We start from the raw sequence: 22,958 nt of genomic DNA, 5'->3' as shown, positions 1-22,958 counted from the left end.
TGATAATTCGACCTCTGCGCGTCGTTTTTTGTCCTTTGGGTGTCAGGCCTTGCGGGTCAACTCGGCCCGGATGTTCAAAGACACGGTATCGGCGACCAGATCGGGATAACCAGAGGCGCCGAATTCGTGACGGTTCAACGCGCCCGACAGTCGAATTGACAATGCGTTCAGATCATCAGCCTCGGATCCGGGTTGACGGTACAGATTGGCTTGCAGGGTCACCGGGCGTGTGACTCCGCGCACAGTCAGGTCTCCGGTGATAGTTGCGCCTTCGGAAATGCGGCCTGTTGGGCCAAGCTGAATTCGGGTGGATTTGAACGTTATGGTCGGAAATTCCTGCGCGTTCAGAACGCTTTTGCTTAGCATCGGGCCGCGGGCAAAGGGCAAGCCGGTGCGCGCCGCGGCTACATTCAGCACGACGGTGACACGGCTGTTTTGTAACTGATCCGTGTCGACCCGAATATCTGCTGATTGGATCGGCATCGTGCCTGACTGCGCAACCCCCGAAAGCATGAAGGAAAATCCGACGGACGTTCCGGCTCGAGACAATTCATATTGGACCAACGCAGCATGAGTTGGCCGTGCCAACGGAAGGCTCGCCAGACCCGCAATCAGAAAGCGCCGCGTCAATGATCTCATGCCAAAACCTCTTGTCTGTGGGCGCGCGAGCGGCTGAGCAGAAACAGCAGAATTCCGATGTTCAGGCCGTTCCATAGAATGCCGTTTACGAAAGCCAGTTGGTAATTGCCGGTAACGTCATAAATCCAGCCGGACATCCATCCCCCCAGCGCCATGCCCATGATCGTCATCATCATGACAAACCCCACGCGCGCGCCGGCCTCTCGCGGGGGCATATATTCGCGCACGATAAGGGCATAGCCGGGAACGATGCCGCCTTGTGACAGGCCAAAAAGCAGGCTGATCAGGTAGAGTGAGACCATCCCGTCATAAGGCAAGAACAGGAACAGTGCGAGGCATTGAAGAACCGAGCCGATCAGAACCGTCAGAACGCCGCCAAGTTGATCGGCGGCCATGCCTGATATTACTCGGCTGATCACACCTCCGAACAGCATCAGGGACAACATCTCGGCGCCGACTGTGGGTCCGTAACCCAGCCCGACGCAATAGGACACGATATGCACCTGAGGCATCGACATCGCGACACAGCACGAAATACCGGCCAGACCGAGGATGTATTGAAGTGCCCGGGGGGAAATACCAACGCTGCGCGCCTTGATTTGTGCGGCAGATGCTGCGGTGCTGTGCGCCTCGGCCGGGACCTGTCGACGCAACAGTAGGGACAGGGGGATAACGACCAGCAACGTTATGACAGCCAGCGTCAGGTAGACCTGTTGCCAGCCATCGCGTGTGAGTATGCCGGACAGCAAGGTCGGCCAGATGGCCCCGGACAGATAGTTTCCGCTTGCCACCAGACCCACGGCGATCCCGCGGCGTTTCATGAACCAGTGCGAGATGTCAGCGATCAATGGTCCAAAGCCGATGGATGCCCCGAGGCCCAATAGAAGATGTGCGACGGACAACATCACAATATTGGGCGCCAGTGTCGCCAGCAGATAGCTGGTGGCGCTGAGGATTGCGGCCCCGATCAGGGCCTTGGTCACGCCCAGCCGATCCACCAACTGCCCCATCCAAAAATTGCCAAGGGCGAATCCGATCATGGCCAATGTGTAAGGCATCGCGGCCTCGGCACGTCCGGCGTTGAATTGGGTTTCGATGGCGGGCATCACAACGATGACGGCCCACATTCCCACATTGGCCACGGTTGCGATGATCAAAGTGATCGCAAGTCGCAGCCAGGAGTATCGGCTATCGTGGATCGCGTGGCTCATCCTGAAACGCTAGGGCTCGGCCCTTGCTTTGGCCAGTCACAAACCCCGTGAGGGGGGCGTGATCACACGGGTGTGTCTTCTGTGGCGATCTGTTGCAGGTGCAAACCGGCTCGCGGTTTGGTCTGCGTGGCATGCCAGCTGACCGGGGGCAGGGCGCGGGCGCGGCGGCGGGTTAGGGTCCAGCGCCGGGCCTCTGCCTGATGGTTTGCGGCCATGTGCCAGCGCGTCTCTACCCCCTGTGCACCACCGTCACCAGGGGTCAGCAGCATCCCAAGCGGAGCCCGCCCCATCGCACCACCCTGTTCTGCGGCCAGATGCATGCGCCGCACTGGCGTCAGCCCCGGCGCGCCCGGCAGATCACCGACAACCAGAGGCATGGCCGCGCTGCGCAGCGCCTCTTCTACGCACCACAGCAGGTCTTCGGACCGGGTCGGGCGCACAAAGATGAACCGGGCGGGGTCGGCAAAGGCCATCATGCCATCGGGATTAAGCTGGCCGGGCTCCCATGCGGGCGCGATCCACAGCACCGGCCCCTGCATCTGCCCCGCCAGCCACATGGCAAAGCTGCGCCGGGCGGGGCCGCAAGCCTCGTGCACGCGGGCCAGTTGCAGTCTGATCTGCGGATGAAGATCTATCCCCGGCACCTCACGTGCGGGTTTGCGGCCAAGAAGATGTGTAGACATGCTGTCAGGTTAGCATGTTCTTGTTTTGTTCTCAATTGTGGAATTGCGACAACGGACGTCTTAACGCGACAAAAGCAGGCGGCCATTGGCGAACTGGATATTCGAGAACCGATGCAGGTAATCCATACCCAGCAAGGATTTGTCCAATTCCCCTTCGTTTACCCAGGCCGAGATATTCTGGTCCGTGATCGGCCCCAATGCCAGCGTGTCCAGGCGCACCGGCGCGGTACGCACAACGCCATTGGCCGTATTTGCCCGGCCGAAATAATTCAACTGATCGGGATCAATCCCAACACGTTCGGCATCCCGCGAGCTTAGAACAATCTGGCTTGCGCCAGTGTCCACCAGAAAGGTGATCGGTTCTCCGTTCACATCAATGGGCAGATAATAGTGTCCGTCGGAGGCGCGCGGAACCTCTATGGTCTGGCCGGTGACAGTCATTTGCGGGGCAGGGCCAACAGTGGTGCGGATGTCTTCCCACAGGCCGACAACGGCAATGACACCGATAAAGATAAAGACCCACGCCAAAGCCTGTTGCAGCGTTTTGTTCAAAGACTGGCGGTTTTGCGCGACAAACCACGCCACAACGGCCGTACCAAGCACGGCCAGATATACCAAACGTCCAATGTTGTCGCCGTCCATAGCGCTCCTCACCATATTCACTGAAAGATATATGGGGTTTTACGACGCAAATCCAAAGGCCTTGAGGCCGTCCAGGATGAATTGAACCGACAACGCCGCCAGCAGCATCCCCAACAGCCGCGTCAATACGTTCAGGCCGGTTTTGCCCAGCAAGCGCGCAATCAGGCCGCCGGACAGGAAGAAGGTCAAAACCACGGCCATGACGGCCAGCATGACGATACAGGCCTCGACAATGCCAAGAATACCCGGGTGCTGTCCGGCCAGCAGGATAATCGTCGCAATTGATCCGGGACCGGCGACCAGCGGAATGGCCAGCGGGAACACGGACGGGTCGTGGTGTTCCTCTTCTTCCTCGACTCGGTCTTCACGGCGTTTGGTGCGTCGTTCGAACAGCATGTCCAATGCTGTAAGGAACAACAACGCGCCCCCGGCGACCTTGAAGGCCTCCATCGAGATACCGACAAAACCCAGCACCGCTTCGCCAAAGGCGGCAAAGGCAATGAGTATGCCAGAGGCCACGGCACAGGTGCGATAGGCGGTCCGGCGACGGGCGCGGGCGTCCATGTCCTGAGTTAAAGCCACAAAAATCGGCGCGGTGCCAAAGGGGTCAATCACCACGAACAGAGTGGTGAAGGCAGTGATGAAAAAGGCGAGGTCGATCATTTGCCGGCACCTTGTTGGAGGTCTAACAGAACGGCCACAGCTTTTTCCGCCAGATTGCTTGGAACATAGACGTGGTCGTGGTGATACCCCGCGACCATGTTTGCCGGAATGTCACTTTGGGCAAGAGCATCGGACACAGCGGCAGTCAAGCCAACGCCTTCCAGTGAGGAATGAACCCGCAGGGTGATGCACTTCATACTGATGGCGCCAGCGGGTGCCGCGTCGATCGGCACGACGAGGGACAGGCCTTCGGCCTCCATGCAACTGGCCCGCGTTCCTTCGGGCCAGGCTTTGTCATGCGGCCAAACGACAAAGGCAAATTCCCCGTCCTGAAGTTCAGGGCGCATGCCTGCGATCATGGCAGTCGTTTCGATTACGGGTTTCGTCATGTCGCTTCGGCCTTTTCCAGGCGTTCGGCTGCGACGACCCAAAGCGCCTCGGCCTTTTGCATGGCTTCGACTACTTCGGCAAATTTCCGGTTCCACGTTGCAAGATCGTTTTTCCTGTCGTCCTCGTAAAGCGCAGGATCTGCCAGTTTGGTCGACAATTTATCGTGCATATCCGTTAGCTTCTCGATCCGGTCCTCGCATTTGCGAAGGTCCGCCCGCAGGTTCAGCACTGCCTCGCGCGAAGGGCGCTTGGGCTTGATCACCGGCGGTTTCTCTTTGGCCGGTTTGTCGCGTCCCAGCAGCATGGTGCGATAGGTCTCGAGATCTCCCTCGAAAGGTTTGACCGTTCCGTCCGAGACCAGCCACAGATGGTCCGCGACCAACGACAATAGGTGCATATCGTGGCTGACCAGAACCACCGCACCGGAATAGGCGGTCAACGCTTCGACCAGCGCTTCACGGCTTTCGATATCCAGGTGGTTGGTCGGCTCGTCCAGGATCAACATATGCGGCGCGTCGATGGTGGCGATCAGCAGCGACAGGCGTGCCTTTTGGCCGCCCGATAGACGACCAACCTTGGTTTCAGCCTGATCCGCGTTCAACCCGAATCCCGCCAGACGCGACCGCCACTTGCCCGGAGCCTCGTTCGGGCGGAGGCGTCGCAGATGGTCCAGCGGCGTTTCATCCACGTAAAGCTCATCCACCTGATGCTGCGCAAAATAACCAATCCGCAGCTTGTTGCTGCGGGTCATCTTGCCCGCCATCAGGGGCAGGCGGTCGGACAGAAGCTTGGACAGAGTCGACTTGCCCTGACCGTTCTTGCCCAGCAATGCGATCCGGTCATCCTGATCAATACGCAGGTTCAGGCGGCGCAGCACCTCGGTTTCGCCATAGCCCGTCACGCCGCCCTCCAGATTGACAATCGGCGGAGACAGCTCTTCGGGTTCCGGAAAACTAAAGGCACGCAAAGCGGCCTCTTGCGGGGTCGCGACCAGTTGAATGCGCTCAATCATCTTCAGGCGCGACTGGGCCTGCACGGCTTTCGAAGCTTTGGCGCGAAAGCGGTCCACGAAGCTTTGCAGATGGGCGATCCGGGCCTTGGCTTTCACGTTCTCGGATTCCGCCTGTGCCAGTCGTTCCGCGCGGCGTTCGGCGAATTTGTCATAAGGAACCGCGTAATAGGTCAGCTTGCGGTCTTCCAAATGCAGGATCGACCCCACCGCGCGGTTCAGCAGCCCGCGGTCGTGGCTGATGATAATGACGGTATGCGGATATTTGGCCAAATAGCTCTCCAGCCACAACGCACCTTCGAGGTCCAGATAGTTCGTAGGCTCGTCCAGCAGCAGCAGATCGGGCTGTGAAAACAGTACCGCCGCCAACGCCACGCGCATCCGCCAGCCGCCCGAGAAGTCGGAGCAGGGGCGCAACTGGTCGTCATCATCAAACCCAAGACCTTTGAGGATCGAGGCCGCGCGCGCCTCGGCAGACCAGGCGTCGATATCTACCAGACGGGTCTGGATTTCAGCGATACGTGTGGGATCGGTCGCGGTGTCGGCCTCGTCCATCAGCGCGCTGCGCTCGGTATCGGCGGCCAGAACCGTGTTGATCAGCGACACATCCGAGGAGGGCACCTCTTGCGCCACTCCGCCAATCCGGGCGCGCTTCGGGACATTGATATTGCCTGACTCCAGCGCCAATTCGCCCCGGATCAGTCGGAACAGGGTTGTCTTCCCCGTACCGTTCCGTCCCACAAGACCAACCTTGTGCCCGTCGGGAATAGTCGCATTGGCCCCATCGAATAGGGGGCGGCCTTCAACCGCGTAGGTTATGTCTTGAATCCGTAGCATGACGCGCTCTTAGCAGAGCCTTGTTGCCGCCGCCAGCAGCTTGATATGTTCAATATCCAGGCAATGTGTTAGCGCTGATCCGGTTGGCATTACTCGACGGTTTTCATTATGCGCGCGGCTCAGACGCCTCCTTCTTTGGTCACTTTGATCTTCGCTACGGCGTTGTCGGTGCTGTCGTTGAACATGTTCCTGCCGTCGCTTGCGAGGATGGCCGAGGGCTTTCAGGTCGACTACGGACTGATTAACTTGTCAGTCGCCGGGTATCTGGCGGTGTCCGCCGTGTTGCAATTGATCATGGGGCCGTTGTCCGACCGATATGGTCGCAGACCGATCCTGTTGATTTGTATGGTATTTTTCACAGTGGCCTCCGTTGGCTGCGTATTGGCCGAGTCGATCTGGATATTCCTCGGTTTCCGTCTGCTTCAAGCAGCGGTGGTGGCCGGACCCGTGCTGTCCAGCGCCTCAATCCGGGATCTCTATGTCCCGAACGAGGCCGCCAGCAAACTGGGCTATGTTGCGATGGCAATGGCTTTGGCACCGATGCTTGGCCCAATGCTGGGCGGCGCACTGGATATGCTGTTCGGTTGGCGAGCCGGGTTCATTTTGTACTCGGTCCTGGGGGCGGGGATGCTGGTGCTCTTGTGGGCGGACATGGGTGAGACAAATGCGAACCGATCCGCAACATTCTCGGCTCAGTTAAAGGAATACCCACACCTGTTTCGCGCGCGTCGGTTCTGGGGTTACGCGCTGTGCGCGGCATTCTCGATCGGCGGGTTCTTCAGCTTTATCACCGGTGCGCCACTGGTCGCCGCGGTCTGGTTCGACCTGAGCCCTGCCATGCTGGGTCTGGGGATCGGAATTATTACCGGCGGCTTCATGGTGGGCAATTTCATCACCGGGCGTATCGCAGCACACACGAAGCTGACGACGATGATCCTGATCGGTCGGGTCGTTGCCTCTATTGGGCCTTTCTGCGGGTTGCTGTTGTTCACAGCAGGTCTGGGTTCAGTCTGGGTATTCTTCGGCTCGGCCATTTGCGTGGGCTTCGGTAACGGGCTGACGAATGCCAACGCCTCGGCCGGCGTAATGTCCGTGAGACCCAATCTGGCAGGCAGCGCCGCGGGGCTTTCCGGGGCACTAATCGTGGCGTTGGGCGCAGTTCTGACCTTGATGACCGGCGCGTTTGTTAGCCCCGAAAATGGGCCCTATTTGGTATTGGGCATGATGTTCGCCAGCAGCTTTGTCGGATTGCTTGCTGTGCTTTACGTTCGCCGGATCGACGCGTCAGAGCCCTTGCCGGACACAATCTGATCGCCAAGACCCACTGGCGCAATCATTCCACTTTTCATGAGGCACATACCGTGTTAGGCGGCGCGCGATGGATTTCGGCGCGTACCTCGCGCCATATAGTAAGGAGAGGCCGATATGGCACTGGAACGCACATTCTCGATCATCAAACCTGATGCAACCCGTCGCAACCTGACTGGCAAGATCAACGCCAAGTTCGAAGACGCTGGCCTGCGCATCGTTGCGCAAAAGCGCATCCACATGACCAAAGCTCAGGCTGGCAAGTTCTACGACGTGCATGCCGAGCGTCCGTTCTATGACGAACTGTGCGAATTCATGTCGTCGGAGCCAGTCGTTGTGCAGGTTCTGGAAGGCGAAGGCGCCATTGCAAAGAACCGCGAAGTCATGGGCGCAACCAACCCCGCAGACGCAGCACCCGGCACCATCCGCGCCGAGTTTGCTGAATCGGTTGGCGAAAACTCGGTCCACGGTTCGGACGCGCCTGAAACTGCTGCCGTTGAAATCGCGTACTTCTTCTCGGGCATCGAACTGGTCGGCTAATCCGCCGTCAGACGAAGTTCAGGGCCGTATCCCATTGGGGGTGCGGCCTTTTTCGTTTCAGACCTGTTTGAGATCTTTCGGTGCAACGCGTATGCCAATTGCATCCAGATCAGAAATCATCTGGGTTTCCGGGGCGGTACTAACGCTGGATTTTATTGCGTCGAACTTTACGCGTAGCGCCTTCTTTTCCTCACCCTTGCAGTCGTTCCAGGGGCGCCCCTGCAATCCCATCACCAGCACGTAGTATCCGATGAAATGCGGTCGGGTGCCCGCCTGCAATAGCCGCGCATAGGCCTCATCCGCCCCCAAATCGCGCAATTCCTGCGCAGACTGAATGCCTGCGCGTGCGCAGGATTGCTCAAAAGCCGGGCCGAGATTGCGGATCGATGAAACAGGATCAGACATACCCCCGTCTTAGCCAAATGCCCGGACAGAGTCATTCGGTTGTTCGAGCAAAATCAGATGTTTTGGTCATTGCTGTTGATCAACGGAGTTAGTCGTTGATCGGATCGCAGGAATATGAATTCATGATCACGTACTGGATCCTCGGTGAAAGGGACGCTCTTAATGGCTCGGGTCAAAAACTGTTTTGTTATCCCGGGCACATTCGATGAGGCGGGTTTTACTAAATCTTTGAAAGAACTGGCATTGCGGTTCGAGGCCGCTCAACCTGCTGGAAATTTTGATATTCTTGATTGCCATGACCAATCCCTCAGGGCATCTGCTAAGGTTTTGATCCAAACTGATGGGTCATTGTTTTTGTTGCGCTGCGGTAGAATTGAAACCCAGCGGTGTCAGGGTCACGGCAAGTTCGTGCAGGATTTGCCTGACGGACCCGTCAAAGCGGGCCTCGCTGGCTTTCCCAAGTTGCGCGCGTTGATGAGCGTCGGCGCGGGCAGGGTCGAATTCCGCTCGTTTGCCATTCTGGGTGACCTGCAAAAGACACAAGTGCGCGGCACGATGATGTTGATGTCCTCGGATCAGGGGCAGGTAACAGTTGTAACCGTTCAACACATGCGCGGATATGACCGGGCGTATAAGACTGTTTGTGAAAAGCTGACGAAATTGGAGGGTGGCAAAAGCAAGGCTAAGCCATTGTTCGACTGGTTGTTTCCCGACGCGACCATATACAAGGCCAAGCCCGAAATCCGCGTTAGTAAACAAGAGCCATCAATCGAGGTCGCCACCGACATCATTCGCACCTATCTGGCGGTCGCGCGCCAGAATGAGGCGGGCGTGATCGATGATATCGATACTGAGTTTCTGCATGACTACCGCGTTTCCCTGCGCCGCGTGCGATCTGTGATCAGCCTGTTCAAGGGGGTGCTCTCGCCTGAACAAACCGCTCCATTAAAGCGCGAGTTTTCCGGTCTGATGGAACCCACTGGACGAGCGCGGGATTTGGACGTCTATCTGTTGGAAAAAGACAGTTACTTCAATTTGATACCGCCGAACCTTCATGAAGGTGCCGTGGCCATGTTTGCGCAATTCGAAAAGGAACGCAGCCAGGCACTTGGACGTCTGTCTCGGCGCTTTCGGACGCAGAGCTATGACAATCAGATGAAAAAGTTGACCGAGCTTTTCGCTGATCCGACAAACCTGCAGCCTGGCCCAAATGCAGATCGGCCTGCCTATGAATACGCGCGCGCCCTGATCTGGAAGCGATATCGCAAAACCTGCAAACTGGCGCGCGGCATTACGCCAAACACGCCTGACGAAGCTGTGCATAATCTGCGGATCGACTGCAAAAAACTGCGTTATCTTATGGAGTTCTTTGCGCCTTTGTTCGACGCAAAGGCATTTAAAACGATCATCAAGCCATTGAAAAAGCTGCAGGATAATCTGGGCCTGTTCAATGACTTCTCAGTCCAACAAGAGGCGCTTCTGAATTTTGTGAAACAGCACACCAATAAGCAAGGTTGCGCTGATGCGCAGTTGGCCTTGTCCGTAGGCGGGGTGATATCTGTTCTGGATCAGCGCCAAATGGCGGAACGTGACCGTGTCATCGCAAATTTCAAGCATTTCGACAGCCCGGACATCCGGCACCTGTTCCGCAGTTTGTTTCATCAAAAGGAGGGCTGAGGAGTGAAGATCATTGCTTGTTACAGCAACAAGGGCGGTGTGGGTAAAACCGCCACCTCGGTCAATCTGGCGCATGCCTACGCAGCAGCAGGGCACAAGGTTTTGCTATGCGACCTGGATCCGCAAGGGGCGTCTGGGTTTTATCTGCGCGTCAAGCCGTCCAAAAAGCTGACAGATGCACGGTTTTTTGACGATGTCGCGCGCTTTACCAAGTCCATTCGAGCCAGCGATTTCGAAGGGCTGGACGTGCTGCCAGCAAACATGACCTTCCGGGATTTTGACGTCTTCCTGTCGCGGATGCGGAACAAACGATCCAGGCTGAAAAAAGCGCTGATCTCGGCGGGCAGCGATTATGAGGTGATCATTCTGGATTGCCCGCCCAACTTTTCGACCCTTTCGGAAAACATCTTCAAAGCCGCAGATCTGATCGTGATTCCGGTCATCCCGACGACGCTGTCTGAGCGGTCTTTCGATCAGTTGGTCGGTTTTTTCGATACCAACAAGTTGTCGAAGAAAAAGCTGACAGCATTCTTTTCCATGGTGCAACAGCGCAAGACCCTGCACCTTGAGACGATGGATGCGATGCGAAAGCTTTATCGAAAGCGGTTCCTGCACAGCTCAATCCCGTTTGCGGCGGATATCGAACGGATGGGGCAGAACCGTGCGCCGGTCAGTGAATTCGCCCCGCGCAGCGCCGCCAGCCTGGCATATCAAAAGCTGTACGATGAGATGGAAAACGGAGTGGTGTCAAAGCGATGAGCACCGAAATTGAACGCAAGTTTCTGGTGGCGGATCGGCCCGACCTGAGCGGCGCTGATAAGGCCGTCGTCCGCCAAGGTTATCTGACTGCACCGGACGATTCCACGGAATTGCGTCTGCGGCAAAAGAATGACAGGTATTTTTTGACGCTCAAAGGAGCGGGCTCCTTGGTGCGGGTGGAACGCGAGGCCGAGATCACGGCCGAGCAATTCGAAACCTTCTGGCCGGAAACCGAAGGACGTCGGGTTGAGAAAGAACGCTATACCGGAAAAATGCTAGACGGTCGGGTGTTTGAGCTGGACATCTTTCTGGGAAGCCTCGCGCCGCTGCGGCTGGTCGAGGTGGAGTTCGATACAGAGGCCGAGGCGCAGGCATACACGCCGCCCGACTGGTTCGGAACAGATGTGACGGCAGATAAACGTTACAAAAACAAGATGATGGCGATCAATGGTGTGCCAATCTAGGGCTTACGCGCCAGTTTGATTGTTGCCTCAAGGCCAGGTTCGCAGTTGCGCGCCTCGAATGCGCCCAGATGCATGTGAGAAATCGCCGCCACCAGCGCCAGACCCAGGCCTGAGTTGCGCTCGGTCCTTGCGGGATCGAGCGTCACAAACGGCACCTGCAAACGTGGCAAATCCTCTTCAGGGACACCAGGGCCCCGGTCACGCACGCTCAGGCAGGTGTAGGGACCGCTTTCTGACAGGGTGATCGTGATTGCCGTCTTTTCCGGGGCATAACGCATGGCATTTTCCAGAAGATTTGACAGCGCTTGAGACAGAAGCGGGCGGTGCCCCTGAACAGTGTGGGCGGTGCCGACGACCTCAAGCGAGATGCCCTGATCGGCGGCAACTGGTTCGTACAACTCGACGACGTCACCGATCAGTTGCTGCAAGTCCACGGGTTCGAACTGTTCCCGCCCGACACCGGCCTCGGCGCGAGAAATTTCGGTCAACTGCCCAAGAACGCGCAGCACGTGGTCGATTTCCGCTGTCGCGCGTGCCACGTCGACGTCGCGGTCCAGATCGCTTTTGGATGGGTCAGACAGTGACTCGACCCTTTGACGCAGGCGGGACAGCGGGGATCGCAGGTCATGGGCGATTGAATTCGAGGTTGTGCGCAGATTGCTGATCAGTTCCTCAATCCGGTCCAACATGCTGTTCAGGGTTCCGGCCACTTGATCCAGCTCGTCCCCGGTTCCGCGCAAAGGCATGCGGCGGGACAGATCACCTGACACGATGTTTTCCGCTGTTCCCGCAAACTCGGACAGGCGAGTGAACACCAGCCGCGTGAAAAGCCAGCCGGTCAAAAGGCTTAGCGCCAGTGCAATTGCAAGCGCCAAGCCAACCGCGCGCAACAGCGCCCTGTCAAATTGCTGCCGTGCAAGGGCATCACGACCTACTAGCAGGCGTTCGCCGCCCGGCAAGCGGACCGAGGCGGCCGAGATCGGGACCAACTGGTCGTTATCGGCGCGGCGAAGTTCCAAATCAACCCAGCCACTGCCTGCTGTGACGTCCGCAGGCCAGTGCTTGAGGTTTCCGGCCAGCTTTACACCGAACCGGTCAGTCAAAAGATACAAAGCATCCCGTTCGGACGCAGTTGGAATCCTGCGTTCAATGGCTTGCAACAGCCCGAATAGGCCGCGCCGTTCATATTCATCGGCCAGACCGGTTAATTCGGCGGATACCACTGAACGGGTCTCGCCCTCGATACTGCGATTGGCGGTGAAGTATACAAGCCCCAGCACGATGGCCGTCAGCAATGTGCTGAGAACCATGCTGGCTAGAACGAGGCGGGTGCGAGAATTATTGAACGAAAGTCGCAGGTTATCCATCGGATATCATGTAACCCGCACCTCGAACCGTTTCAATCAACGGCGGCCTGTCGCCTTCATCCAACTGGCGGCGCAGTTTTGAGATATGGACGTCGACCACGTTGGTATTTGGGTCAAAATGGTAATCCCAGACACCTTCCAGCAGCATGGTGCGCGATACGACGCGGTTCTTGCGACGCAGGAAGAATTCAAGGATCTGGAACTCACGCGGGGTCAGGGAAATCTCTTGTCCATCGCGGGTGACTTTGCGTGTCAGTAAGTCCATTTCCAGGTCGCGGCAGGTCAGCGTCGCGGTTTCCTCAGATTCCTGCGGGCGCCGCAATAGGGCTTCGATCCGCGCGTGGAGTTCCTGAAACGAAAACGGTTTGACCAGGTAGTCATCTGCACCCGACCGCAACCCCTTAACCCTTTCGTCAACCGCGCTCATTGCGGTCAGCATCAGGGTAGGGGTCTTGACCCCAGCCGCCCTTAAGGATCGGATCAGCGAAAGGCCATCAAGACCGGGAAGCATCCGGTCCAGCACGATGGCATCAAACCCACCGTCGGTGGCGTGGTACAGACCCTCGCGGCCATCTGCGGCCTGCTCGACCACATAGCCTTCTTCGCCAAAGCCCTTGGCGATGAACTCACGAGTGTCCTCGTCATCTTCGACGATCAGCAGGCGGCGGCTCATGTTTCGGGTTCCTTTCTATCGGGATTTAAACACAAATTTCCTGAAAAGCACATGATTTGCGTAAATTACGTGCCGGGTGCGTTGCAGCGCACCCGGCAGTCCCGGCGGAATGCGGACAATTCAATCCGCCGAGGAGGCGCACGCCAGAAATCCCCATCAAATGGCGCACGCGGACTTCGGGTCAGGCGATTTCCACCGCCACGAAGATCTGGTTTCCGCCCCGGTTGATCAGCACCAGCGCGGGGTCAGTCTTTTCGCTGTCCAGCGCAGCCTTCAGCGCGTCGGGTGAGGCGGTTTCCTGACCGCCCAGTTTTACGATCACGTCGCCGCGTTGCAGACCAGCCTTGGCAGCAGGGCTGTCGGGCTTCAGATCAGTCACAACGACACCATCGACATTCTCAGCTACGCCCATTTGTGCGCGGTTGCTGTCGGTCAGCGGTGCGACGGTCACGCCCAACGCGGTGCCCGAGATACCTTCGTCCACCGATTTGTCGATCTCGGCCGAGGCGCTTTGATGCTGTCCGATTGTCAACTCGATCTGTTGCTCTTTTCCATCACGCAGAACGGTCATGACACTGTCGGTACCGACTTTGGTCATGCCGACAAGGATCGGCAGGTCGCTGCTGGAATCGACGGCTTCATCGTTGAAGGTCAGGATAACGTCACCTTGCTCCAACACGCCCTCTGCGGGGCTGCCCGCGACGACATCTGACACAAGTGCGCCGGTCGAGGCATCGATCCCCATAGCCGCCGCGATCTCTGGGCTGACATTCTGGATTGAAACACCCAGCCAGCCACGGCTGACCTGACCATCATCGCGCAGATCCGCGGCGATATGTTCAACGATGTTCGAGGTCACGGCAAAGCCCAGACCAACCGACCCGCCGGTGGGCGAGTAGATGGCCGAGTTCACGCCAATCACTTCGCCTTCCATGTTGAACAGTGGACCGCCCGAGTTGCCCTTGTTGATGGCCGCATCGGTCTGAATGAATTCAGCGTAGGGCCCGGCCGAGATATTGCGGCCTTTGGCTGAAACGATGCCCGTGGTCACGGTCGAATGCAGGCCAAACGGGTTGCCGATGGCCACGACGTCCTCACCCACGCGGATAACGTCACTGTCCCCGATCTCAACGGCTTGCAGCGCTTCGCCGGCGTCGATCATCAGGACGGCGATATCGGTCAGCGGGTCGGTGCCCACGATTTCGGCTTTGAAACTACGGTCGTCGCTCAGACGGACGGTCACGGTCGAGGCATTGTCGACAACATGGTGGTTGGTGATGATGTACCCGGCTTCGTCGAGTACAAACCCCGATCCCAAGCCTTGCGATGGTCCACGCTGCGGTGCCTGAAAGCCCTCAGGCGCTCCGAAGCGTTTGAAGAATTCACCAAAGGGGTGGTCTTCTAAATCAAAATTCTGTCCCTGTCCCGGTGCTTGCACGGGCACAATGTCCTGTTCGGCGATGATGGTCACCACCGAGGGGGACACGCTTTCAACCAGATCAGCCAGGGCTTCGTCTGCCAGCGAGGGCAGGGCGGTCGTGGCCAGCAGCGCGGCGCCAAGCGCGGATGCGCCAACGAGGCCTGTTGCACGTGGCAAAAGCAGCGAGGATTTACGGATGCTCATTTTTGTCTCCTGTTTATTTCACGCGATTGCAGCCGCGCGTTAACCGAGGAGATGAGGCATCAACCTGTGAGTTTCCTGTGCTGAGGATTAAGAAATCTTAATTTCGCCACAAACAGGTCGTCGTATGCCGACGTTCCGCCGAGATAATAGCGAATCGCTTGTCACGAATCGGCCATTGTTGCCAATTTGAAAGTCAAACCCTGATTTAACCTGAATTGATTCAGTTTTGGTAACAAAGGATCGCTGGAAGGCCTTGGCGAAAATTCGCTCATCTCTTGGTTGTGGTGTGTTTCTGCAGCCTGGTCAAATCAAGTGCATATGCGCCCTATAACTTTTATATATAACTAATAAAGAATATGCATAACGTCAGGTTTGGACTAAAATGGGCAGTTCATTAATCTTCTATAGGTAGATTTCGCCTCGGCGGGATGTTGCGCAAAAACCATTCCGAGACGCCAAAAATTAACCGTTCTTTCCAATTTTACATTGTTTGGAAGCACCGTTTGGGTGACGATGATCTTGCCCAAGCGAAGGGGGAGCCGACGGCACTAGGGGGTGCCAACGGCTTGTCACAGTCACTGGAAACGCTAAGCGGCATGTTAACGAGGGGGTCTTGTTTAGGTTCAGCGGCGGAATAGCCAGGGTGCCATAGGCATTTTTGGCAGCGTTTTCAGGATTGGTGAAAAGTGGTAGTCCTGTTTTGGGCAAGCGGCCTGGTCGGTATCGACCGGGCCGTTTCTATTTTGGCAGGCCGGTTATGTGGCCTTCCCGGCCCGCCAGCGTGCCCAATCCTCGGGAGTGTCCAGATCCAACAGGGCGTTTTGACCGGGTAGTGGTTGAAGATGCACTGCATTCTTATGCGCCTGCACAACGGACTGAGCACCCTCATCGCCTGTAAGTTGCCTGAGCTCTCTGAACAGCGGACGGGCAAACACAACCGGATGGCCGGGCTTTCCTGTGGCTGTCGCCCCACGCCAGATCAAGCAATTTGGATATCCTTGGACAGACTCTGCGACTTGCTTCAGGTCACCAACTGTGATTTCCGGCAAATCTGCCAGTAAAACCATGACAGCCCCGGCATCGGCGGGCACATGCGCAAGAGCACCGCGCAAACTGGCGTTCATGCCCTCATCAGCGTCGGGTATTTCAACTGCAACAACATCCATACCTTTCAAGGCGTCCTGGCGAGGATTCGGAGCAGGCGGAAGCGCAACGATCACCGGGCCTACCTGCAACGCTGTTTGTGCAGATCGCCGTAGCAGGGGCATGCCATCGACGCTTTGCATCAGCTTGTCCGTGCCAGCCATGCGGCGGGATTGTCCGGCGGCCAGAAGGATAATGGGAATGTCTGTCATACCTTCACATAGCCGCCGTAGCCGTCTTTTGTCATCCCCGCATACGTTCACCGTCCGCGTCGAACAGTGGGGTTGAGATCACACGCGCCTTGCGCATCTGGCCCAGTATCTCAATCTCGACCTCCAAGCCGTCACGTATGCGATCCGAGGGCAGGAAACCTATTGCGATGGATTTGCCGGCATAATGGGAATACCCGCCCGAGGTGCAGAATCCGACGACCGCACCATCCAGCCAGATCGGCTCATACGCATTCACGTCAGCGTCGTCTGCATCCACTTCGAACGAGACCAGCTTGCGCGCGGTCCCCTCGGAGCGTTCAAGCTCGGCTTTGGCGCGACCGATAAAGTCGGTGTTCTTCGTGAAGGCAATAAAGCGATCCAGCCCGGTTTCCGCGGCAGAGTAGTCGGGTGAGAACTCGCTCATCCAAGACCCAAAGAACTTGTCCAACCGCAGGCTCATCATCGCGCGCATGCCAAAGGGCACCATGCCGTGGGGCTGGCCAGCCTGCCAAAGGGTCCACCACAATTGCCGTTGGGCCATCGGATCACAGTAGATTTCGTACCCCAGATCGCCCGTGTAGCTGACCCTTTGAACGGTGCAATCGGTCATACCGATGGTCATGCGGCGAACATCAAGGAACCTGAGGTCCGAGATGTCCGTACGGGTACAGGCAGCCAAAACCGTTGCCGCCGTTGGTCCAGCGATCTGAAAGCCGTTCAGACAATCGCTGATGTTTTCAATTGTAACGCCGTCATCCTGATGCTGCAGGAACCACCGCATATGGAAGGCCTGGCTGCCATATGACGCCGTTAGTTGGAATTCGGTTTCGGCCAAACAGGAAACGGTGAAATCCCCGATCAGCTTGCTCTTGTGCGACAGCATCGGTGTCAGCGAAAGCCGCCCCGGCTTTGGGATGCGCCCCGCCATGACCCTGTCCAGCCAGTCGCGCGCACCCGGGCCGGTGATGCGATACTTGCCGAAATTATGGACTTCGTTGATGCCGACACCATTGCGCACAGCGCGCACCTCGCGCCCGGTCGCCTCGAATGCATCCGAGCGGCGGAATGAGGGCGTTTCGTAGCCCGGTTCGTCACCCTGCGCAAAATAGTTCGCAACCTCCAGCCCGTATTGCTGACCCCAAACCGCGCCCAGATCGCTGAAGATATCGTACATCGGGGTGGTCCGGTTCGGACGCGCGGCCGGCAGTTCTTCGTTGGGGTAGGCGACGCTAAAGCGTTTCTGATAGTTCTCGATCACCTTCGGGCGCGTATAGCCAGGCCCGACCCAGTCGCCGAAGCGGGCGACATCCATGGCGAACACATCGCGCTCAGGCTCTCCTTCGATCATCCATTGCGCCAACGTCAGGCCAACACCGCCGCCCTGACTGAACCCGGCCATCACGCCACAGGCGGACCAATAGTTGCGCATGCCCGGCACCGGCCCGACGAGTGGGTTGCCATCAGGCGCAAAGGTAAACGGTCCATGGATCACCGATTTGACGCCAGCCTCGGCCAGAACGGGGAAGCGTTTGTAGGCAAATTCGATACTGTCGGTGATCTTGTCATAATCGTCGGGCAGCAGTTCGTGGCCGAACTGCCACGGTGTGCCATCGACAGCCCAGGGTTTGCAGGGCTGTTCATAGAACCCAATACACAACCCGCGCCCTTCCTGCCGCAGATAGCTTTCGCCAGCAGGGTCCATTACATGCGGATGCTCGCCGCCAGCGTCGATGATCGCCTCGATCTGAGGGATCGAGTCTGTCACCAGATACTGGTGTTCCATCGGGTGTAGGGGGAAATAGACGCCCGCCATCGCGCCAACCTCGCGCGCCCAAAGGCCACCGGCATTGACGATGTGTTCGGCATGGATCGTACCCTTGTCGGTGACCACATCCCATGTTCCATCGGTGCGCTGGATGGTTTCGCGCACCATGCAGTGCGTTTCGATCGTAGCGCCTCGCATCCGGGCCGCTTTGGCGTAGGCATGGGTGGTCCCCGACGGATCAAGATGACCGTCCAGCGGATCATAAAGCGCGCCGATGATCCCGTCGGTGTTGGTGATAGGAGCCATCTTTTTGATCTCCTCCGGACCAACGATTTCCGTCTCCAACCCCATGAACCGATGCTTGGCGCGTTCCGCCAGCAACATGTCGAACCGATCCTGATTATCTGCCAGCGTCACTCCGCCCACATGATGCAGACCGCAGGACATGCCGGTAATCTCTTCCAGCTCTTTATACAGCCGGATCGTATATCCCTGGAGCGCCGCCATGTTGGTGTCGCCGTTCAGGGTGTGAAACCCGCCCGCCGCGTGCCAGGTCGACCCGCTGGTCAGCTCGGAGCGTTCCAACAGCATCACGTCAGTCCACCCCAGCTTGGTCAGGTGATAGAGTACGGAACATCCAACGACTCCGCCGCCGATGACTGCAACTTGGGTTGTGAGTTTCATGCACGTCTCCTGATGGCTATGCCGTCAGTCTCAATAGGAAAGCTGCCTTTGCAATAGCTTCAGCGACAGAAAGTGTCGCGGAAGGCGATCCGGGTTCGGCGCCTGCTGGCTAACCCAAACAGGAAGGATACGGTGGTTGTCTAAAAGAAAACCGGCGCTCGGATTAGAACGCCGGTGGAATCTTGCAGTTTTTTGGGTTGTCCTCAGAGAGGGCGAACTTTCAGTTCGGTGATCCGGTTGCCTTGACGTTTTGTCACCTCAAAGCGAAAGCCGTGAAAAGAAAAGACCTGACCGACGGTTGGGATCATCTGCGCTTCGTGAATGACCAGACCGGCAATGGTATTTGCCTCATCGTCGGGCAGGGACCAATCCATCGCGCGGTTGGCGTCGCGGATCGTGGTGGCTCCTTCGACCAGAAACTGCCCATCTTCGGTTCGGGTTACAGAAACGTCTTCGTCTATGTCGAACTCATCCGCGATCTCGCCCACGATTTCCTCGAGGATATCCTCAAGCGTGATAAGCCCGCGCAGCGAACCGTATTCATCCACCACCAGCGCAAAGTGGCTGTGCATCCGGAGGAATTCGCGCATCTGATCGTCCAGAGTGGTGGTTTCCGGAACAAAATAGGGATCGTTCGCGACCTTGAGGATGTCGAACTCTTTCAGTCGGTTATCGGCGTTCTCACTGCCGCCGGCATGGGCGTACATTGCGCGGAACAGATCCTTGGCGTGTACGACACCCACGATGTTTTCTTGTTCATCCCGAAATACGGGCAGGCGGGTGTGGCTGCTTTTCAGGCATTGCTGAAGGATGGCCTCGGGCGAAGCGTCTGCATCGATCATCTCAATATTCGAGCGGTGCAACATGATCTCTTCAACCGTACGATCGCCCAGATCAAGCGCGCCAAGGATACGGTCGCGGTCTTCCTTTTCGACCACGCCTTCGGAATGACCAAGCTGCAATGCCCCGGCGATTTCCTCGCGCACGGCGAGAATGTTGCTGTCCGGGTCGATCTGGACGCCAAACAGGCGCAGAACACCACGTACCAGCAGGCGCACGGCTGCAACGATGGGTGAAAACACCGTCACGACGACACCGATGATCGGTGCTACGGCAGCGGCCGCCTTTTCCGAATTGGTGATCGCGTAGGTCTTGGGAAGAACCTCGGCAAAGATCAGGACTAGAAGGGTCATCACCAGCGTTGCCAGCGCAACGCCGCTTTCACCGAACAGCCGTGTGAAAAGCGCAGTCGCAAGCGATGCGGCAAGGATGTTGACAAGGTTGTTGCCCAACAGGACCGAACCGATCAGTCGCTCGTTATCGTCAGTGATGTCCAGGGCCTTCTGCGCACCGCGCGACCCTTTGTCGGCCTGCGCACGCAGTTTTCCGCGCGACGAGGCGGTCAATGCCGTTTCAGAACCCGAGAAAAAGCCCGATAGGACAAGCAAAAGTAGAATGGCGCCTGTGGTAAACCAGAATGCGCCGTCGATCAGAGAAGCAGAAGAGGGTTCCATCGGTCCTTAGTTGTTCGTGATACTGCATCCGTTATGGGGGTGCGCATGCTGTGGATCAAGGGGTTAGCCGTCGTCATCGCCGTCTTTCGCCAGCGGGTGATGTTGCAACACAAGCTCTGACAGGCGTTCGTCCAGGACATGGGTGTAGATTTCCGTGGTCGCCACGTCGGCATGGCCCAGCAGGGTCTGGATCGACCTCAGATCAGCGCCATTGGCCAGAAGATGCGTGGCAAAGGCATGGCGCAGGGTGTGTGGTGTCACTTTTTCCGGCGAAACGCCACCTTCTACGGCCAGTTCCTTGACCAGCAGAAAAAACCTGTGCCGGGTCAGATAGCCGGATTTGCCGCGAGACGGAAACAGGAACTTGGAACGCTGAGCACCTTCTGCAACCTGCTTGTCCTCGGCCTCGTCCCTGATAAGCAACCACGCCGCCAACGCATCGCGCGCCGGAGGCGACAGTGGCACCATCCGTTCCTTGCCACCTTTGCCCAGCACAAGCAGCATCCGGGGGTCACCTCGGGCCGAGGAGACTGGCAGCGAAACCAATTCGGTCACCCGCATTCCCGTGGCGTAAAGAACCTCCATCAGGCAGGTGTTGCGCACCCGGTCTGCATCGTTGCGACCGGTGCGGCGCGCGGCCTCAAGCAAACGATCGACTTCAGCGACATCCAGCGTTTTGGGCAGGCGTTTTTGTCGACCGGGGCCTTTGATCTGAATGGCGGGGTTAGCTTCAAGCCAACCTTCTTCGAAGGCGAACCGGAACAGTTGCTTGATCGCGGACAACCGACGTGCGCGCGTGGAACGGGACAGGCCCTGTGCGTCGCAATCAATCAGGTATTGCTCAATCTGTTCTCTCTGTGTGTCAGGAAAACCCGTTTTTCGACGTTCCAACCAGGCCGAGAATTCTTTCAGATCGCGGCCATAGGCTAGCAGCGTATTGGTCGCTGCGCCCAATTCAGCGGCCTGAGCTTGTAAAAAGGTGGAAATCCACAAGTCCTGCGTCGCTGGGGCTACCACGATCAACTGCCCTGCAGGATCAGCAAGTTCAGCGCGGCGCGGCGGGCGGTGTCCTCAAGACCCACACGGCGGAGCGTCGCAATGGCTGCTGTCAAATCGACTAGGTTGCCGCGCGACCCATGCGCGAACCGGCCCATGGCCTCCAAAACCGCCTCACCCAATTGATCATTGTTTAGCATCGTTTCGATATTCGGCGGGACCGGAGCAGCCCATGCAAACCCTTGCGCAACCGCATCCGCCAGAGGTGAAGGAGAGCGCGCGCGCCCCGGATCGCCTTGCGCTAACGCCGCCAGAAAGTGATTTTCGTCGGATTGACCGGGCACAGAAAGGGCCGCTGTTTCATACAGTTCGGACAACAGCAGGATACGCCAGCGCAGCTGTTCCGCCGACGGATCCGTCAGCTCTATCTGCGACAGGCGTTCTGCGAACAATTCTGCAAAGGGTACCTCTAATCCGATCAGGCGCATTTGCGTCCACACAGTATTTAAAGCCCGGGCGATTTTGTCGGGATTGCGCGAATCCAGTGCAGACTCGAACCGTTGCACGGCCGCGACCCTGTCCCAAACTGCGCCGGACGCGGCTGGAGAGCGCTCGGTATACAGCCCCAGCAATTGGTTGGGGGTCAGCGCGCCGATGCGGGTCAGCCGCTCAGCCGCTTCGATCTGCGCTTTCCACCCGGCTACGTCCCGCAGATCGGCATTTGCAAAGGCACGGGGCAGAGGGGCCGATGGCAGGCGTTCTCCGATCGCCTCAAACAGGCGAAAGGTCAGTGGGCTGGGATCATCTGGTTGCGGAAGGTATTCGGCTTCTTCAAACAACTCGGGGCTGAGAAAGCGATCCAGCACATCCAGCTCATCTGGTGGCAATATCTGCAATGCGTGCGCCGCTTCCAGTGTGAGGGCGGCTGATGGCCAGTCTCCACGCCGCGCCTTGCAGAATATTTGCGCGGCGTAGTCCTGAGACAGGTGTGGCTTCGCGATCAGGGACGTACAGCTGCGATCCTCGTCTCCAGTAAGTAAAGTGGCGTCAAACCAGCGCTGGAACCTGTCGCGTGTGTCGGTCGGACCGGCCAATTGGACCAGCGATTGCGCCGGGTCGGCTGCGCCAAGTTGCATCAATCGGTCGATGCGGGCCAATAGTAGCGTTTCCTCGGCGCCGGAACTGGCAGGTGCGCGGGCCTCGGACAGGATCAGCGTAAACAACAACCGCTGCATGGCGGGGTTATAGCGAACCGGCACATCGGTGATCAGCTCGGCCAGCCGGTCGGCATCACTATTCTGCCAAAGGTGCACCGGCAGGCCAGTCACCGACGACGACACAAGCCCCAACGGCTGTGACAGTGCCTCAAGCGGAGAGACTTGGATATCCGGCTGAATGCCCGTCTCCGTGACCGGTGGTTCCAACAGGACAGTCCCTGGCAGGTTTTCCGGAGGGTCCGTCAGCCAATCGATGACGGAAAGAGGAGCCTGTTGCGCCTGCGCTGATCCAGCCAGCAATAAGGCAGCCAGTGCGGCTTTATTCAACATTCAGGATTACCGGCTCTCGAATTTCGTCCTGCGGGGCCGAGAAATCCACCCCAAATATCGGACCCAGATAAGCATATCCCACCAGCCCGACAAAACTCAGGCAAACAATATATATCAAGAACTTGATCAGACGGCCCATTGCTCAACGCTGCCCCAATTTTGTCTTTTGCCATAGTTATAGCTGGCATTTTTCGTAAGATCACGTC

General features: G+C 57.8%; 22 protein-coding genes. 5 read left to right on the top strand and 17 right to left on the bottom strand.

Annotation, left to right across the window (positions count from 1 at the left end; all coding sequences use genetic code 11):
* Positions 1–42 precede the first annotated feature (42 nt).
* The 7 genes from AC2FFP_RS05805 to AC2FFP_RS05775 all read right to left on the bottom strand — a co-directional run bounded on the left by AC2FFP_RS05805 (position 43) and on the right by AC2FFP_RS05775 (position 6,074).
* Positions 43–639 carry a YceI family protein gene (locus tag AC2FFP_RS05805; protein ID WP_496766622.1) on the bottom strand — a complete coding sequence of 199 codons (597 nt, stop codon included), beginning with the start codon at positions 637–639 and terminating at the stop codon, positions 43–45.
* Positions 636–1,850 carry an MFS transporter gene (locus AC2FFP_RS05800; protein ID WP_496722415.1) on the bottom strand — a complete coding sequence of 405 codons (1,215 nt, stop codon included), beginning with the start codon at positions 1,848–1,850 and terminating at the stop codon, positions 636–638. Before AC2FFP_RS05800 ends, AC2FFP_RS05805 begins: the two co-directional genes overlap by 4 nt.
* A gap of 62 nt (positions 1,851–1,912) precedes the next feature.
* Positions 1,913–2,533: an ImuA family protein gene (locus tag AC2FFP_RS05795; protein ID WP_496720082.1), complete on the bottom strand. Its 621-nt coding sequence runs from the start codon at positions 2,531–2,533 to the stop codon at positions 1,913–1,915.
* 60 nt (positions 2,534–2,593) lie between these two features.
* Complete coding sequence (locus AC2FFP_RS05790) at positions 2,594–3,175, bottom strand: retropepsin-like aspartic protease family protein (protein WP_058273802.1); 582 nt, start codon at positions 3,173–3,175, stop codon at positions 2,594–2,596.
* A gap of 39 nt (positions 3,176–3,214) precedes the next feature.
* On the bottom strand, positions 3,215–3,838 hold the full coding sequence (locus AC2FFP_RS05785; RefSeq protein WP_058273801.1) for a MarC family protein: 624 nt from the start codon (positions 3,836–3,838) through the stop codon (positions 3,215–3,217).
* Positions 3,835–4,227 carry an ACT domain-containing protein gene (locus AC2FFP_RS05780; RefSeq protein ID WP_496766617.1) on the bottom strand — a complete coding sequence of 131 codons (393 nt, stop codon included), beginning with the start codon at positions 4,225–4,227 and terminating at the stop codon, positions 3,835–3,837. The genes AC2FFP_RS05785 and AC2FFP_RS05780 overlap by 4 nt, the downstream gene beginning before the upstream one ends.
* Positions 4,224–6,074 carry an ABC-F family ATP-binding cassette domain-containing protein gene (locus tag AC2FFP_RS05775; protein WP_496766615.1) on the bottom strand — a complete coding sequence of 617 codons (1,851 nt, stop codon included), beginning with the start codon at positions 6,072–6,074 and terminating at the stop codon, positions 4,224–4,226. The genes AC2FFP_RS05780 and AC2FFP_RS05775 overlap by 4 nt, the downstream gene beginning before the upstream one ends.
* A 108-nt stretch (positions 6,075–6,182) precedes the next feature.
* On the opposite strand from AC2FFP_RS05775, the gene AC2FFP_RS05770 reads away from it, so the two are divergent.
* Positions 6,183–7,385: a multidrug effflux MFS transporter gene (locus AC2FFP_RS05770; protein ID WP_496880803.1), complete on the top strand. Its 1,203-nt coding sequence runs from the start codon at positions 6,183–6,185 to the stop codon at positions 7,383–7,385.
* Between the two features lie 114 nt (positions 7,386–7,499).
* Positions 7,500–7,922 carry a nucleoside-diphosphate kinase gene (ndk, locus tag AC2FFP_RS05765; protein ID WP_496722426.1) on the top strand — a complete coding sequence of 141 codons (423 nt, stop codon included), beginning with the start codon at positions 7,500–7,502 and terminating at the stop codon, positions 7,920–7,922.
* A gap of 57 nt (positions 7,923–7,979) precedes the next feature.
* On the opposite strand, the gene AC2FFP_RS05760 is transcribed toward ndk, so the two are convergent.
* The gene (locus AC2FFP_RS05760) at positions 7,980–8,327 is read right to left on the bottom strand and encodes a TfoX/Sxy family protein (RefSeq protein ID WP_496843956.1); all 348 of its coding nucleotides are present in this window, start codon (positions 8,325–8,327) and stop codon (positions 7,980–7,982) included.
* 408 nt (positions 8,328–8,735) lie between these two features.
* Here AC2FFP_RS05760 and AC2FFP_RS05755 point away from each other — a divergent pair, with 408 nt between their 5' ends.
* From AC2FFP_RS05755 to AC2FFP_RS05745, 3 genes are read left to right on the top strand one after another with little or no spacing between them, the layout of a single operon-like run.
* Positions 8,736–10,004 (top strand): CHAD domain-containing protein, encoded by a 1,269-nt coding sequence (locus AC2FFP_RS05755; RefSeq protein ID WP_496880802.1) that lies wholly within the window; start codon positions 8,736–8,738, stop codon positions 10,002–10,004.
* Between the two features lie 3 nt (positions 10,005–10,007).
* Complete coding sequence (locus AC2FFP_RS05750) at positions 10,008–10,763, top strand: ParA family protein (protein WP_496722432.1); 756 nt, start codon at positions 10,008–10,010, stop codon at positions 10,761–10,763.
* Positions 10,760–11,227, top strand: a complete 468-nt coding sequence (locus tag AC2FFP_RS05745; RefSeq protein WP_496722434.1) for a CYTH domain-containing protein — start codon at positions 10,760–10,762, stop codon at positions 11,225–11,227. Before AC2FFP_RS05750 ends, AC2FFP_RS05745 begins: the two co-directional genes overlap by 4 nt.
* Here the strand turns inward: AC2FFP_RS05745 and AC2FFP_RS05740 are convergent.
* From AC2FFP_RS05740 to AC2FFP_RS05700, 9 genes are all read right to left on the bottom strand, one after another.
* On the bottom strand, positions 11,224–12,594 hold the full coding sequence (locus AC2FFP_RS05740) for a sensor histidine kinase (protein ID WP_496880801.1): 1,371 nt from the start codon (positions 12,592–12,594) through the stop codon (positions 11,224–11,226). The genes AC2FFP_RS05745 and AC2FFP_RS05740 overlap by 4 nt on opposite strands.
* Positions 12,587–13,267, bottom strand: a complete 681-nt coding sequence (locus AC2FFP_RS05735; protein ID WP_058273791.1) for a response regulator transcription factor — start codon at positions 13,265–13,267, stop codon at positions 12,587–12,589. Before AC2FFP_RS05735 ends, AC2FFP_RS05740 begins: the two co-directional genes overlap by 8 nt.
* A 181-nt stretch (positions 13,268–13,448) precedes the next feature.
* Positions 13,449–14,891: a Do family serine endopeptidase gene (locus AC2FFP_RS05730; RefSeq protein ID WP_496880800.1), complete on the bottom strand. Its 1,443-nt coding sequence runs from the start codon at positions 14,889–14,891 to the stop codon at positions 13,449–13,451.
* A 755-nt stretch (positions 14,892–15,646) separates the two neighbouring features.
* Complete coding sequence (locus tag AC2FFP_RS05725) at positions 15,647–16,246, bottom strand: nucleotidyltransferase family protein (protein WP_496766593.1); 600 nt, start codon at positions 16,244–16,246, stop codon at positions 15,647–15,649.
* Between the two features lie 31 nt (positions 16,247–16,277).
* The gene (locus AC2FFP_RS05720) at positions 16,278–18,695 is read right to left on the bottom strand and encodes a GcvT family protein (protein ID WP_496766589.1); all 2,418 of its coding nucleotides are present in this window, start codon (positions 18,693–18,695) and stop codon (positions 16,278–16,280) included.
* A gap of 203 nt (positions 18,696–18,898) precedes the next feature.
* The gene (locus AC2FFP_RS05715) at positions 18,899–20,209 is read right to left on the bottom strand and encodes an HlyC/CorC family transporter (RefSeq protein WP_496722447.1); all 1,311 of its coding nucleotides are present in this window, start codon (positions 20,207–20,209) and stop codon (positions 18,899–18,901) included.
* Positions 20,210–20,272: 63 nt separating this feature from the next.
* Positions 20,273–21,226, bottom strand: a complete 954-nt coding sequence (locus AC2FFP_RS05710) for a site-specific tyrosine recombinase XerD (protein WP_496766586.1) — start codon at positions 21,224–21,226, stop codon at positions 20,273–20,275.
* A 2-nt stretch (positions 21,227–21,228) separates the two neighbouring features.
* On the bottom strand, positions 21,229–22,752 hold the full coding sequence (locus AC2FFP_RS05705) for a hypothetical protein (protein WP_496766583.1): 1,524 nt from the start codon (positions 22,750–22,752) through the stop codon (positions 21,229–21,231).
* Positions 22,742–22,891, bottom strand: a complete 150-nt coding sequence (locus tag AC2FFP_RS05700) for a hypothetical protein (RefSeq protein WP_496766581.1) — start codon at positions 22,889–22,891, stop codon at positions 22,742–22,744. The genes AC2FFP_RS05705 and AC2FFP_RS05700 overlap by 11 nt, the downstream gene beginning before the upstream one ends.
* Positions 22,892–22,958: the final 67 nt, after the last annotated feature.

This window comes from Ruegeria sp. YTSC004 (assembly GCF_059609805.1).
The sequence above is the reverse complement of the archived record's forward strand: the minus strand, read 5'-3'. Positions and strand labels throughout refer to the sequence as shown.

Bases quoted from the DNA above. Each gene is read 5' to 3' on its own strand.
- AC2FFP_RS05805 (WP_496766622.1), bottom strand. From the start codon at position 639: ATGAGATCATTGACGCGGCGCTTTCTGATTGCGGGTCTGGCGAGCCTT.
- AC2FFP_RS05800 (WP_496722415.1), bottom strand. From the start codon at position 1,850: ATGAGCCACGCGATCCACGATAGCCGATACTCCTGGCTGCGACTTGCG.
- AC2FFP_RS05795 (WP_496720082.1), bottom strand. From the start codon at position 2,533: ATGTCTACACATCTTCTTGGCCGCAAACCCGCACGTGAGGTGCCGGGG.
- AC2FFP_RS05790 (WP_058273802.1), bottom strand. From the start codon at position 3,175: ATGGACGGCGACAACATTGGACGTTTGGTATATCTGGCCGTGCTTGGT.
- AC2FFP_RS05785 (WP_058273801.1), bottom strand. From the start codon at position 3,838: ATGATCGACCTCGCCTTTTTCATCACTGCCTTCACCACTCTGTTCGTG.
- AC2FFP_RS05780 (WP_496766617.1), bottom strand. From the start codon at position 4,227: ATGACGAAACCCGTAATCGAAACGACTGCCATGATCGCAGGCATGCGC.
- AC2FFP_RS05775 (WP_496766615.1), bottom strand. From the start codon at position 6,074: ATGCTACGGATTCAAGACATAACCTACGCGGTTGAAGGCCGCCCCCTA.
- AC2FFP_RS05770 (WP_496880803.1), top strand. From the start codon at position 6,183: ATGCGCGCGGCTCAGACGCCTCCTTCTTTGGTCACTTTGATCTTCGCT.
- ndk (WP_496722426.1), top strand. From the start codon at position 7,500: ATGGCACTGGAACGCACATTCTCGATCATCAAACCTGATGCAACCCGT.
- AC2FFP_RS05760 (WP_496843956.1), bottom strand. From the start codon at position 8,327: ATGTCTGATCCTGTTTCATCGATCCGCAATCTCGGCCCGGCTTTTGAG.
- AC2FFP_RS05745 (WP_496722434.1), top strand. From the start codon at position 10,760: ATGAGCACCGAAATTGAACGCAAGTTTCTGGTGGCGGATCGGCCCGAC.
- AC2FFP_RS05740 (WP_496880801.1), bottom strand. From the start codon at position 12,594: ATGGATAACCTGCGACTTTCGTTCAATAATTCTCGCACCCGCCTCGTT.
- AC2FFP_RS05735 (WP_058273791.1), bottom strand. From the start codon at position 13,267: ATGAGCCGCCGCCTGCTGATCGTCGAAGATGACGAGGACACTCGTGAG.
- AC2FFP_RS05730 (WP_496880800.1), bottom strand. From the start codon at position 14,891: ATGAGCATCCGTAAATCCTCGCTGCTTTTGCCACGTGCAACAGGCCTC.
- AC2FFP_RS05725 (WP_496766593.1), bottom strand. From the start codon at position 16,246: ATGACAGACATTCCCATTATCCTTCTGGCCGCCGGACAATCCCGCCGC.
- AC2FFP_RS05720 (WP_496766589.1), bottom strand. From the start codon at position 18,695: ATGAAACTCACAACCCAAGTTGCAGTCATCGGCGGCGGAGTCGTTGGA.
- AC2FFP_RS05715 (WP_496722447.1), bottom strand. From the start codon at position 20,209: ATGGAACCCTCTTCTGCTTCTCTGATCGACGGCGCATTCTGGTTTACC.
- AC2FFP_RS05705 (WP_496766583.1), bottom strand. From the start codon at position 22,752: ATGTTGAATAAAGCCGCACTGGCTGCCTTATTGCTGGCTGGATCAGCG.
- AC2FFP_RS05700 (WP_496766581.1), bottom strand. From the start codon at position 22,891: ATGGGCCGTCTGATCAAGTTCTTGATATATATTGTTTGCCTGAGTTTT.